This is a genomic window from Bacteroides cellulolyticus (assembly GCF_025567135.1).
GTDB classification, from domain to species: Bacteria; Bacteroidota; Bacteroidia; order Bacteroidales; family Bacteroidaceae; genus Phocaeicola; species Phocaeicola cellulolyticus.
Map to the genome: position 1 here is coordinate 291015 of NZ_JAOQJJ010000002.1, position 12152 is coordinate 303166.

The window sequence follows — 12152 nt, forward strand, 5'->3', positions numbered from 1 at the left end:
AATTCAATAATTATATGTCACAGGAGATAGAACGAAAATTCTTGGTAAATGATTCCTCGTATAAGGATATGGCTGTATCGTCCTCAAGGATTGTTCAAGGATATATATGCAGTGACAGGGGAAGAACTGTTAGAGTCAGGATAAGGAATGAAAAAGGATATCTGACCATCAAAGGAGCATCATCGGACAATGGTCTTAGCAGATACGAGTGGGAACATGAAATTCCTATTGATGAAGCACGCGAACTGATGAAACTTTGTTTGCCGGGAATGATAGATAAGACGAGGTATCTTGTAGAGTTTGGAAAACATACTTTTGAGATAGATGAGTTTTATGGAGACAACGAAGGACTAGTGGTGGCTGAAGTAGAGTTGGGTAGTGTTGATGAGGAATATGAAATTCCTCCTTTTTTGGGAGAGGAAGTAACAGGACAGGTGAAATATTACAATTCTTTCCTGATGAAATGTCCGTTTAAAGACTGGAAATAGTACCTGAAAACTATCATATTATAGGGTAAAAACTGTTTTCCCCCCTTTGATTGTTTGATTTACGGGTATGCCCATATTCTGTTCTATATATATTTGCACTGTGAAAATCAAGCAATTATAGAAACAGACAAACAAACAAGAATATGAAAACAAGTACTTTTGCCCAGAACCTGCTAAACGTGCAATCTGACCTTTTGAACTTTGCTTACAAACTTACTGCCGATTATGAAGATGCGAATGATTTGCTTCAGGAGACATCTCTCAAGGCGTTGGACAATGAGGAGAAATATACTGAAGAAACAAATTTCAAGGGATGGATCTACACCATAATGCGTAATATCTTTATTAATAATTATAGAAAGACATTACGTGACCAGACTTACGTAGATCAGACAGATAACTCATATTTTATAAATAAGGGATTTGATCTTGAAGGTGATTCTACAGAAGGAGCATACGACCTTAAGGAAATGAGACGTATAGTAAATTCTCTGCCAAGTGAATATAAAGTTCCTTTTTCAATGTTCGTAGCCGGATTTAAATATCGTGAAATAGCGGAGAAACTTAATTTGCCTTTAGGTACGGTTAAGAGTAGAATTTTCTTCACCAGACAGAAACTTCAGGAAGAACTCAAGGATTTCAGATAATAAAACTTTATATAATAAAAAAAGGTCTGCAATTGCAGACCTTTTTTTATGTAAGGAAAATAGTTTTCAAGATTATGCGTTAGCGCGTTTTTCCTGAATTCTAGCCTTCTTACCAGTAAGAGCACGTAAGTAGTACAATTTAGCACGACGTACTTTACCGACTTTGTTGACAGTGATGCTGTCGATAGCTGGAGACTCCAATGGGAAGATACGTTCTACACCAACTGTACCAGACATCTTACGTACAGTGAAACGTTTCTTTTCACCATGACCAGAAATTTTGATAACAACACCGCGATACAACTGAACGCGTTCCTTGCTACCTTCAACGATACGGTATGCTACTGTGATAGTATCACCAGCTTTGAATGAAGGATGCTGTTTGCCAGTAGCAAATGCTTCTTCTGCAATTTTAATTAAATCCATTGTTTTTATAAATTAAATTGTTTATCGTTACAACGCAACATATCAAGTAACTCTTCATGACAGCGATTGCGCGAAAGCGGTGCAAAGGTACTTCTTTTCTAGCACATTGCAAATTCTTTATACCTTTTTTTTCATACTTGGCCCTATTTCTTGTATGATTTATGTTTTTTATTTATTTTCGCAGTAATATAGGCAATTAATAAATAAAGAATATGAAGAAAATCTTATTGGCATGTTTGCTGATTGTGTTGTCGATAAATCTACATGCACAGACTGATTTTGTATATAAAAATATAGATAGTGAGAAGGCATGCCGCTATTGGGTTGAAAGCAAGTTGGAGTCATTGACTTTGAAACAGAAGATAGGGCAGCTGTTTATTCATACTGTTGCTCCATACACCACTCAACAGAATAAAAAGAATATAGAAGATGCCGTAAAAGAATATGGCATAGGAGGATTGTTGTTCTCTGGCGGAGATATAGACAAGCAGGTAGAGCTTACAAACTATGCCCAAAGTATGGCCAATATACCATTGCTCATAACTTTCGATGGAGAATGGGGCCTTGCAATGCGTTTGAAAGGTACTCCTTCGTTCCCAAGAAACAGGGTGTTGGGATGCATTCAGAATGATACGCTGATATATGAATATGGAAAGGAAGTGGCCAGAGAGTTGAAAGAAATAGGTGTGCATATAAATTTTGCACCTGTGGCAGATATTGACAATAATCCTAAGAATCCGGTAATAAATACACGTTCATTCGGAAGTGATAGGGAACAGGTAGCCAATAAAGCCCTGGCATACTCCAAGGGATTGGAAGATGGCGGAATTCTTGCCGTATGCAAGCATTTCCCCGGACATGGTGATACGGAAGTCGATTCTCACAAGGCTTTGCCTGTTTTGCCTTTCAGTCAGGAAAGACTTGACAGTATAGAGTTATATCCATTCCGTAAGGCTATAGAAGCAGGAGTAGGCGGAATTATGGTAGGACATCTGAATATACCTTTGATGGACAATAAAGCGGCTTCCGTTTCACAAGCTGTTGTAACAGAGTTGTTGAAGGAGAAAATGCATTTCAAAGGTCTTGTGTTTACTGATGCTCTTGAAATGAAAGGAATATCCAATAATCCTTATGTGTCCGCTCAGGCTTTGGCTGCAGGAAATGATATGGTTCTTGCACCAAGAAATCTTAAAAGAGAACTTGATGGCGTACTGAAAGCCGTAAAAGAAGGAAAAATAACTGAAGAAGAAATAAATGAAAAGTGTCGCAAGGTATTGACTTATAAATACGCTTTCGGCTTGAACAAACGTCCTTCAATAGAGAAGAATGGCGTTATGTCCCGCATAAACAAGGCTTATACTAATGATTTGATTGGCCGTATCAAAAAATCAGCTGTTACTGTAGTTAAGGATTCCGACGAGATGTTACCGTTGGATTTGACTCTCTCAGGTACTGTGGTCTTGAATGTTTCGAATACATTGTCTGAAACATATCCTTTTTTCAATGAAATAAACGATACTTACCCTGTTACATGGCTGCATGCCAATCTTGATTCGTTGCAGAGCTTGAGAAACAGAATAACTCCTGCCCAGAGAGTAATAGTTGCGGTATATACATCAAAAGTAGAAAAATATAGAAAAGTGCTTCTTGAGTTGGCCAAAGGAAAACCTACCATATTGGTTTGTTTCAATTCGCACAAGGTTTTACAGAAACTGAATGATGTAGTGGCGCAATCTTCGGCTGTAGTGTTGGCACATTCGGACGAGAAGTATATACAGAAGTTTGTTGCCGGTATGTTGATTGGAAATCAGAGGGTGGATGGCCGTTTGTCTGTCGATCTTAATGATGAATATAAGGCAGGCTCAGGAGTTATTGTCGATCCGGATAAGCCAAGACGATACAAGCCTGAGGAATTCGGTATGGATTCTAAAGTTCTTTCTCGTATAGACAGCATAGCAGAATATGGAATAAAGGAAGGTGCTTATCCTGGTTGCCATGTCTTAGTGTGGAAGAATGGATATCAGGTCTATAATAAATGTTTTGGCAATCATACTTATGAGTCTGATAGGGAAGTGAGGGAAAATGATTTGTACGATCTGGCTTCGCTTACAAAAACAACGGCCACTTTACTGGCGGTAATGAAGCTTTATGATGAAGGAAAAATCAATCTTACTGATAAAATTTCAGATTATGTGCCGGAATTGAAGTCAACTGATAAAGAGAGTATAACAATCCAGCAGTTGCTTTACCATGAATCAGGATTGCCGGCATATTTGCCTTTCTATAAGAAAGCGATAGATCCTAAGAGTTGTAAGGGTGGAATGTATAAGAAATATAAAGATGCCAATCATAAAATAAAGGTTGGCAATGCTCTTTATGTCTGTACGAATTTTGAATTCCTTCCGGAATGGGTATCTGAAAAAGATAGTGCCGGATATACATTGAAATTGTCTGACGGTATTTACATCAAGCCTGAATTCAAGAATGTAATACTGAAGGAAATAGCCGATGCAAGCCTTAAAGGACATTCTTACAGATACAGCTGTTTGAACTTTATGCTTCTGAAAGAGGCTGTAGAGAATATTTCCGGAATGCCAATGGACAAATATCTTGAGGAAAACTTCTATAAACCTATGGGACTGGTACATACATTATATAATCCATTGCAGAGATATGGTAAGGATGATATTGTACCTACGGTGAAAGAGGATTTTCTGAGAAAAGGTCCTGTTCATGGATATGTGCATGACGAAGCTGCTGCTATGATGGGCGGTGTTTCTGGAAATGCGGGGTTGTTTTCTACAGCTAAAGACGTGGCTACCATCTACCAGATGTTACTTGATAAAGGTGTAATGGGAGATAGGAGATATCTAACAAGAGCCACTTGTGAGCTATTTATAACCATGAAGTCAAAAAACAGCAGAAGAGGTTTAGGCTTTGACAAGCCTGATGCTGATAAACCTGGTAATGGATATTGTGCACCTGAAACGCCTGCATCAGTATTCGGGCATACAGGTTTCACCGGAACATGTGCTTGGGCTGACCCTGACAATGATTTGGTTTTTGTGTTCCTTTGCAATAGGATTTATCCAAATCCGTGCGACAGGAAAAATCTAATGAAGCTGAAAATACGTCCTGCAATACAACAGGCAATATATCAGGCTATAATGAAATGACTTTATTTAGACATTGTACAAATTACCCACTTTCTGTAATGTGGATGTTACAATTCTAAGTAAAAATACTAACTTTGCATAAACAATTAGTACTAATAATAACTTAATTTTTTTACAACAATGGCTTACGTAATTAGTGACGATTGTATCGCTTGCGGTACTTGTATCGATGAATGCCCAGTAGGTGCAATTTCTGAAGGTGACAAATATTCAATCAATCCAGATGCTTGTACAGAATGTGGTACTTGCGCTGATGTTTGTCCTTCTGAAGCTATTCATCAGGGATAATATCCGGTCGTCGATTTATGACAACGAATTTAGGCTGCTCCAATTAGGGGTAGCCTTTTTTCGTGTCTTGTTGGGAGCGGATTTATTGATGAAATATAAAAATAGAGGCTATCCCAAATTTAATTTTGAAACAGCCTCTAATATTTATATAGAATTCAGATTATTTCAGACGAGCCAATGTCTCTTTAATTCTGCGCATTGATTCTACTATGTTTTCGTCAGAAGTAGCATAGCTCATACGGATACATTCAGGAGCACCGAATGATGTACCTCCCACGCATGCCACGTGACCTACTTCAAGAAGATACATTGCAAGGTCGTCAGAGTTGTTTATCACTCTGTCGCCGTCTTTCTTACCGAAGAAAGAATCACATTTAGGGAACAGATAGAATGCTCCTTGTGGAGTGTTTACTTCGAATCCCGGGATTTCTTTTGCCAGTTTCACAATCAGGTCACGACGACGTTCGAATGCCTTACGCATTTCTTCTACAGGAGCCTGTGTACCTGTGTATGCTGCTTCTGCTGCTTTCTGTGATACAGAGCATGGACCTGAGGTATATTGTCCTTGCAGTTTGTTTACACCTTTTACAATCCATTCCGGACCGGCAATGAAACCAATACGCCATCCAGTCATTGCATAAGCTTTAGAAACACCGTTTACGATAACCACACGGTCTTTGATTTCTGCAAACTGTGCGATACTTTCGTGCTTTCCGATGTAGTTGATGTGTTCGTATATTTCGTCAGCAATAACAATTACACGTTCGTGTTTTGCAAGCACTGCTGCCAAACCAGCCAATTCTTCTTTTGTATAAACAGAACCTGTTGGGTTAGAAGGAGAACATAAGATAAGTGCACGTGTTTTAGGAGTGATAGTAGCTTCAAGCTGTTCAGGAGTGATCTTGAAGTCCTGATCTATACCTGCGCTTACGATGACAGGAGTACCTTCTGCCAATTTTACCATTTCAGGATAGCTAACCCAGTATGGTGCAGGAACGATAACCTCGTCACCTTTGTTGATAAGGGCCATGATAGTGTTGCAGACAGACTGTTTTGCACCGTTTGCACAACTGATTTGTGCTGCTGTATATTCAAGTCCGTTTTCTTTCTTCAATTTCTCTACAATAGCGTTACGTAGAGCCGGATATCCCGGAACTGGTGAATAACGTGAGAAATTGTCATCAATAGCCTGTTTTGCTGCTTCTTTGATGTGATCCGGTGTATTGAAATCAGGTTCACCTACACTTAGATTGATTACGTCAATACCCTGAGCTTTTAATTCGCTGCTTTTTTGCGACATAGCCAATGTAGCCGATGGCGACAGGCTGTTCAAACGATCTGAAAGTTGGTTCATTGTTAGTCCTTGTTTAAATGTTGAATTATTCTGCAAAATAAGCTATTTCTTGTGAAATACGCAAAAGAAATAACTTTGAAAATATAAAAAATGCCGCATAAAGCGGCATTTGGTTTACTTTCTGTCTCCCAATATTCTGAGTAGGTAGATGAATAGGTTTATGAAGTCCAAATAAAGTGTAAGTGCACCTAAAAGTGCAATTTTCTGCGTTGACTCGTTCACTTCTATATCATCACCGCTAAGAAGATGTTTAATTTTTTGTGCATCGTATGCTGTAAGTCCCACAAAAAGAAGGACTCCTACATAAGATATTATCATGTCCATCATGGAGTTATGTAGGAATATATTTACCAATGATGCGATTATGATACCTATAACACCCATAATGCACAGATTGCCGATACGTGTCAGGTCTTTTTTAGTTACATACCCGAATATTGCCATTGCTCCGAATGTTCCCGCTGTCACGAAGAAAGTCGTTGCTATGGAACTCATTGTATATACCAGAAACAGAATTGACATTGTCATTCCGTTAAGTACTGAGTAGGCAATGAATAACAGGGTAGCCGTAGTGAAGCTGATTTTGTTTATTCTGGCGGTCATGTACATTACCAGTACTACTTCGGCTATAAGTATTCCCCAGAACATCATTGAATTCTGTGTCATGATATTCAGGATAGTCATTGATTTTGCCATATACATGGCTGTAAGTCCTGTTATGGCAAGTGCCAGTGTCATCCATGTATAAACGCTGCGCATTAAAGCGTTTTGCGCTACTTTTGATTCGTAAGTACCTTTTACAAGGTCTTTGGTTTCAAGTATATTCATAATTATTCTATATTTGGTTTATTTGTTGAAATGAAGTGTGTGTCCCATACGTTCTTTTTTGGTATGCAGATACTTTTCGTTGAACTTGTTCGGGGTAACTTCTATTGGTACGTTTTCCACTATTTCAAGTCCGTAAGCTTCAAGACCCACTCTCTTGACTGGATTATTTGTCAGAAGACGCATCTTGGTTATGCCTACTTCTCTCAAAATCTGTGCTCCCACTCCATAGTCGCGTTCGTCAGCCTGATGTCCCAGACAGATATTTGCATCTACAGTGTCCATACCTTCTTCCTGAAGCTTGTAGGCTTTCATCTTTTCCATCAGTCCTATTCCTCTTCCTTCCTGATTAAGGTAGATTACTGCCCCTTTACCTTCTTTGTCGATGAGTTCCATCGCTTTGTGAAGCTGTTCGCCGCAGTCACATCTCATTGAACCGAAGATATCACCTGTGGCACATGATGAATGAACTCTTACCAATACAGGTTCGTCAGGAGTGAAATTACCTTTTATCAGTGCTACATGTTCCAGGCCATTGCTCTTCTGACGGAAAGGAATCAGTCTGAAATGTCCGTGTTCTGTAGGCATATCTACTTCTACACCTTTTTCTACCAATGATTCCTGTTTCAGACGGTAAGCTATAAGATCTGCTATGGAAATAAGTTTGAATCCGAATTCGTCTGCAATTTTTCTTAGTTCCGGCAGGCGTGCCATTGTTCCGTCTTCGTTCATTACTTCCATAAGTGCTGCCGCAGGATATAATCCCGCAAGACGAGCCAGGTCTATTGAAGCTTCTGTATGTCCGGCTCTGCGGAGTACACCTTTGTCCTGAGCATATAGAGGATTTATATGTCCAGGTCTTCCGAATGTTTCCGGTTTTGATTCAGGGTCTGCCAGTGCACGTATTGTTGCTGCTCTGTCCGCTGCTGAAACACCGGTTGTACAGCCTTCCAGCTTGTCTATTGTAACTGTGAATGGAGTTCCAAGTATTGAAGTGTTGTTGGAAACTTGTCTAGGCAAGTCAAGCTCGTCGCATCTTGATATTGTGATAGGTGCACATAAAACACCTCTGGCATGTTTAAGCATGAAGTTTACTTTCTCCGGTGTGATAAGCTCTGCTGCAATTATCATATCACCTTCGTTCTCGCGGTCTTCGTCGTCAACTACAATGACGATTTCACCTTTACGGAAGTCTTCTATTGCCTCTTCGATTGTGTTCAGTTTGATTTCGCTCATAATTTTTATTGCTATTGTATTATGTTAGTTTTTATTCTTTCCTGTATGTCTCTACTTGTTTTTATAATTGTTTTCAGATCCTTGTCAAGTATCACTCTGTGTTTCCATATGTTTAACCAGATTACGATTCCTGCAGGAACTATAATTCCAAGTATCAGGTTGAGCCATATTTTGTCGGATACGCTCTTATGTGCCTTTATAAATAAGAACGGATAGTTATTTAAATTGTTTAGTATAATCGCATCTTTAGAGTTTGAAAGTTCCTCTACCACGTTCTCTATTTCCTGGCTTATCTCCTTTATATGGTCATCGTGTGTATGGTTGGTAAACACTTTGTAATAGTTAGGAGGACCTAATAGTTTGTGTGTGCTGGAATAGTTTTCACATTCCAGGCATATCTTGTCCAGTTTTTCGCATACCTTCTGATAGTCAGGGCTATATATGATAACCTCTTTCCTGAATATATGTCTTGATTGTCTCAGACCGAATATTTTTCTGAAGAATGCCTTATATACATCAATGTTGAATACCACAGAATCCTTGTTAGATTTGTATGTAAGGAAAATTCCCATAGGTGCAAGCACCAGGCTGCTCATCCATGTTCCAAGAATAATATTCATCTCTCCACTCTTTGCTACACGGGTGGCTCCAGAGTCTATTATATAATAAAGAATAAATATCAATACGGATATGACAACCGGCATTCCCAGACCTCCCTTTCTTATGATTGCTCCAAGCGGAGCTCCGATGAAAAAGAAGAATACACATGCGAAGGAAAGTGTTATCTTTTTATGCCAGTCCGATCTGTGCGAACGGATACTTTTGTCATTGTCTTGTGTGACAAACGATTTCATGCTCCAGTCGGAACTTAAAGACGACATTCTTCTTTCTGTAGAAGTAAGAGTCTTCAATTTGTCGTCCGAACTTAACGAGCGGTACAGACTGTCTGTATTAATATAAGTGAGATTTTCTTCTTTTATTTTTATGGAATCGGACTTGCTTAAATCAGTCGTTTTATATGTGGTTGACATGATTTCATTATGCATAGCCCTTCCCACACTGTCTGTATAAGCAGTGAGCGAATCTATTGTGGCTGTGATTTCCATCATGTTTTTAATGTCCGATCTTCTGTTTAGGAAGCTTCCGTCCACCATGTTGAATTCAGCATCGAAATCTATAAGAGTATGTTTTTCGGTGAATGTCTCTCTTCTGTACGGTACGTTTTTAGAATCAATGTTCTGTGATTTCAGATTTTCGAACAGTTCTCCGTTGTACAGGTGCAGATACAGGTGCTTCTTGTCGGCAGTAAGCTCAAGCTTGCCCTCTTCTGCCCAGATGATACGTGCATTTTCGAAACCGTCGGAAAAATTATATATCAATACATCTTTCAGGATACCTGTGTCCCTGTCTTTTTTGTTTACATATATATTATATCCTTCAATATCAGAGTAAAATACTCTTTCTGGAATATCTACTTCAGGCGATTTTTGTTTCATTGAGACAAGGAGTGTCCACAGCTCTTTCTGTGCCTTAGGACCTATGACATTCTGGAAATAAAATGATGTAAAGCCCAGTATTATACATAGGAAAGCCAGCGGACGCATAATTCTCAACAGCGGAATACCGGCTGCTTTCATTGACAGCAATTCGTATCTTTCCCCAAAATTACCGAATGTCATGAGGGCAGCAAGAAGTATTGCCAAAGGTAATGAAAGAGGGATAAGTGTAAGTGCAGAAAGAATAAAGAATTGAGCCAATACGTTCAGCTCAAGTCCTTTCCCTACCAGTTCGTCAACATATTTCCATAAGAATTGCATCATGAAGATGAACAGGCATATAAAAAATGTTCCGGCAAAGAGCAGTGTAAAACTCTTTAGAACGAATATATCTAGTTTTTTTATACGTAGTATTCCCATCATTTTATATTATGATGCAAAAATAGCATAAAATATGGATAGGGGGGTAATGTTTTGTATATTTTTAATTATTACTGCCTATACACCAAAAACCCTTTTCAGTACATCAATTTGTGAATTCCATAAGTTTATTGTGTCTTCTTCATCTTCTGGGTCGGCAAAGTCGGTCACTTCAAGTATATGGTCTGATGTTAGTTCGTTGAATAATATCTTGAATTCGAAAAATGATTTGGGCTCTTCATCATCCTTCCAGTGGAATCTTATGAAATATTCAGATCTGGTGTTTGTGATGTCGGCATCTCTGCTTTCCGTTTTTCCCCATCTGAAAGTGTATGTTTTTCCGTTCTTTGTAACTTTATCGGCAAACCATCTTTCAAGTCCTGCCGGAGTACTGATTGCATTCCATATAATAATTCCTGATGTAGGATTTAAGGGATATTCTATTTTTAGTTTTCTTTTCATGTCTATTGATTATGTTTTTCGTCAATTATGATTTTTTAATTGTTGGCAAATTAAAGTAAATTTTTCGACTATTGGGGTAATTTTTTTTATATTATAAAACATAGTCTCAGAACGTGCGCACGTTCGACCTGAAACGTGCGTTCATTTTAATCAAAACGGGCGCAAGTTTTGGATTAAGTGTGCGCACGTTTTATATCTGAACATTTTTTGAACTTTTTGAATAAAAAATTGAATAAAAAATGAGGTAAAAATTTGTATGTTTCAGAAAAAGGTCATACCTTTGCACCCGCAATCGAGAAACAATGGCGGGATAGCTCAGCTGGTTAGAGCGCATGATTCATAATCATGAGGTCACCGGTTCAATCCCGGTTCCCGCTACAATTTAACGATTTAGCCGTTGGGTGGCTTCCACGCCTGGCGGTTTTTTAATGAATAATGGCGGGATAGCTCAGCTGGTTAGAGCGCATGATTCATAATCATGAGGTCACCGGTTCAATCCCGGTTCCCGCTACTGTAAGGCATTTAAGAATACAATTTCTTAGATGTCTTTTTTGTTTATATACTATCATTTTATATACTTCTATTGAATTTCGGTAGAATGTTTTGTATTTCAAAATATAATATATATTTTTGTACAAACTCAATTGGTTATGAGAATCATAGCAAGAAGTAAAATCGTTGAATACTATACAGAACACCCTGATGCAGAAACTGCACTTGAGGACTGGTTCCAGAAAGTGAGAAAAGCAGAGTGGACATGCTTTTCTGATATAAAGAAGATGTTTAACAGCGTTGACAGTGTAGGTAACCAGCATTATGTATTCAATATAAGAGGAAACAACCATCGCTTGATAGTGGTTGTTAAGTTTACAATAAAAACGGTACTGATTAGATTTATAGGTACTCATGCGGAATATGATTTGATAGATGCAAAAAATATATAGTATGGCAAAGATTCAGAATGAAACAGCTTATAGGGCAGCAATGGAAAGAATAGAAGAACTTCTGCCTTTGACTGATGAGAATACACCACTTACTGACAAGAACTTGATAGAGCTTGATTTATTGTCTGAACTTGTATCGGAGTATGAAGATGAACATTACCCGATAAAGTCTCCTTCATTGATAGATGTTATAAAGTTGCGTATGTATGAAATGGGACTTAATCAGGCGAAACTTTCAGAGCTTCTTGGAGTTAGCCCATCACGTGTCAGCGACTATTTGACCGGTCGTTGCGAACCGACTTTGAAGGTTGCTCGTGATATTAGTAAAAAGCTCAATATTGATGCAAATATAGTGCTTGGGGTATAGAATAAACAGGAAAATAATGTGTG

12 protein-coding genes and 2 tRNA genes are annotated in these 12152 nt (G+C 38.5%); 8 read left to right on the forward strand and 6 right to left on the reverse strand.

Going from position 1 to position 12152, the window contains the following annotated elements:
* Positions 1-14 precede the first annotated feature (14 nt).
* Positions 15-488, forward strand: a complete 474-nt coding sequence (locus tag OCV82_RS04420) for a CYTH domain-containing protein (RefSeq protein WP_154043302.1) — start codon at positions 15-17, stop codon at positions 486-488.
* Between the two features lie 143 nt (positions 489-631).
* A complete protein-coding gene (locus OCV82_RS04425) occupies positions 632-1135 on the forward strand; it encodes an RNA polymerase sigma factor (RefSeq protein ID WP_154043303.1) in 504 nt (167 codons plus the stop codon).
* Between the two features lie 72 nt (positions 1136-1207).
* On the opposite strand, the gene rplS is transcribed toward OCV82_RS04425, so the two are convergent.
* Entirely contained in the window at positions 1208-1561 is a 354-nt protein-coding gene (rplS, locus tag OCV82_RS04430) for a 50S ribosomal protein L19 (protein WP_022352866.1), read from the reverse strand.
* 212 nt (positions 1562-1773) lie between these two features.
* Here rplS and OCV82_RS04435 point away from each other — a divergent pair, with 212 nt between their 5' ends.
* Positions 1774-4737 (forward strand): glycoside hydrolase family 3 N-terminal domain-containing protein, encoded by a 2964-nt coding sequence (locus OCV82_RS04435; protein WP_154043304.1) that lies wholly within the window; start codon positions 1774-1776, stop codon positions 4735-4737.
* Between the two features lie 120 nt (positions 4738-4857).
* Positions 4858-5025, forward strand: a complete 168-nt coding sequence (locus OCV82_RS04440; RefSeq protein ID WP_154043305.1) for a DUF362 domain-containing protein — start codon at positions 4858-4860, stop codon at positions 5023-5025.
* Between the two features lie 160 nt (positions 5026-5185).
* On the opposite strand, the gene OCV82_RS04445 is transcribed toward OCV82_RS04440, so the two are convergent.
* From OCV82_RS04445 to OCV82_RS04465, 5 genes are all read right to left on the reverse strand, one after another.
* Positions 5186-6379, reverse strand: coding sequence for a pyridoxal phosphate-dependent aminotransferase (locus OCV82_RS04445; protein ID WP_154043306.1), 1194 nt, complete (start codon positions 6377-6379; stop codon positions 5186-5188).
* Between the two features lie 114 nt (positions 6380-6493).
* Entirely contained in the window at positions 6494-7207 is a 714-nt protein-coding gene (locus OCV82_RS04450) for a Bax inhibitor-1/YccA family protein (protein WP_154043307.1), read from the reverse strand.
* Positions 7208-7225: 18 nt separating this feature from the next.
* Positions 7226-8440: a bifunctional 3,4-dihydroxy-2-butanone-4-phosphate synthase/GTP cyclohydrolase II gene (locus tag OCV82_RS04455; protein WP_154043308.1), complete on the reverse strand. Its 1215-nt coding sequence runs from the start codon at positions 8438-8440 to the stop codon at positions 7226-7228.
* A gap of 11 nt (positions 8441-8451) precedes the next feature.
* A complete protein-coding gene (locus tag OCV82_RS04460) occupies positions 8452-10350 on the reverse strand; it encodes an LptF/LptG family permease (RefSeq protein WP_154043365.1) in 1899 nt (632 codons plus the stop codon).
* 84 nt (positions 10351-10434) lie between these two features.
* Positions 10435-10818 carry an START-like domain-containing protein gene (locus OCV82_RS04465; protein ID WP_154043309.1) on the reverse strand — a complete coding sequence of 128 codons (384 nt, stop codon included), beginning with the start codon at positions 10816-10818 and terminating at the stop codon, positions 10435-10437.
* A 304-nt stretch (positions 10819-11122) separates the two neighbouring features.
* Here OCV82_RS04465 and OCV82_RS04470 point away from each other — a divergent pair.
* From OCV82_RS04470 to OCV82_RS04485, 4 genes are all read left to right on the forward strand, one after another.
* A tRNA-Met gene (locus OCV82_RS04470) sits at positions 11123-11196 on the forward strand.
* A 59-nt stretch (positions 11197-11255) separates the two neighbouring features.
* Positions 11256-11329 (forward strand) — tRNA-Met (locus OCV82_RS04475).
* Between the two features lie 139 nt (positions 11330-11468).
* Positions 11469-11762 carry a type II toxin-antitoxin system HigB family toxin gene (locus OCV82_RS04480; RefSeq protein WP_154043310.1) on the forward strand — a complete coding sequence of 98 codons (294 nt, stop codon included), beginning with the start codon at positions 11469-11471 and terminating at the stop codon, positions 11760-11762.
* A 1-nt stretch (position 11763) separates the two neighbouring features.
* On the forward strand, positions 11764-12129 hold the full coding sequence (locus OCV82_RS04485) for a helix-turn-helix domain-containing protein (protein WP_154043311.1): 366 nt from the start codon (positions 11764-11766) through the stop codon (positions 12127-12129).
* Positions 12130-12152 lie beyond the last annotated feature (23 nt).

What these genes read in the sequence shown, in the direction of transcription:
- OCV82_RS04435 (WP_154043304.1), top strand. Translation starts at nt 1,774, where the DNA reads ATGAAGAAAATCTTATTGGCATGTTTGCTGATTGTGTTGTCGATAAAT.
- OCV82_RS04445 (WP_154043306.1), bottom strand. Translation starts at nt 6,379, where the DNA reads ATGAACCAACTTTCAGATCGTTTGAACAGCCTGTCGCCATCGGCTACA.
- OCV82_RS04420 (WP_154043302.1), top strand. Translation starts at nt 15, where the DNA reads ATGTCACAGGAGATAGAACGAAAATTCTTGGTAAATGATTCCTCGTAT.
- rplS (WP_022352866.1), bottom strand. Translation starts at nt 1,561, where the DNA reads ATGGATTTAATTAAAATTGCAGAAGAAGCATTTGCTACTGGCAAACAG.
- OCV82_RS04485 (WP_154043311.1), top strand. Translation starts at nt 11,764, where the DNA reads ATGGCAAAGATTCAGAATGAAACAGCTTATAGGGCAGCAATGGAAAGA.
- OCV82_RS04465 (WP_154043309.1), bottom strand. Translation starts at nt 10,818, where the DNA reads ATGAAAAGAAAACTAAAAATAGAATATCCCTTAAATCCTACATCAGGA.
- OCV82_RS04455 (WP_154043308.1), bottom strand. Translation starts at nt 8,440, where the DNA reads ATGAGCGAAATCAAACTGAACACAATCGAAGAGGCAATAGAAGACTTC.
- OCV82_RS04450 (WP_154043307.1), bottom strand. Translation starts at nt 7,207, where the DNA reads ATGAATATACTTGAAACCAAAGACCTTGTAAAAGGTACTTACGAATCA.
- OCV82_RS04425 (WP_154043303.1), top strand. Translation starts at nt 632, where the DNA reads ATGAAAACAAGTACTTTTGCCCAGAACCTGCTAAACGTGCAATCTGAC.
- OCV82_RS04440 (WP_154043305.1), top strand. Translation starts at nt 4,858, where the DNA reads ATGGCTTACGTAATTAGTGACGATTGTATCGCTTGCGGTACTTGTATC.
- OCV82_RS04480 (WP_154043310.1), top strand. Translation starts at nt 11,469, where the DNA reads ATGAGAATCATAGCAAGAAGTAAAATCGTTGAATACTATACAGAACAC.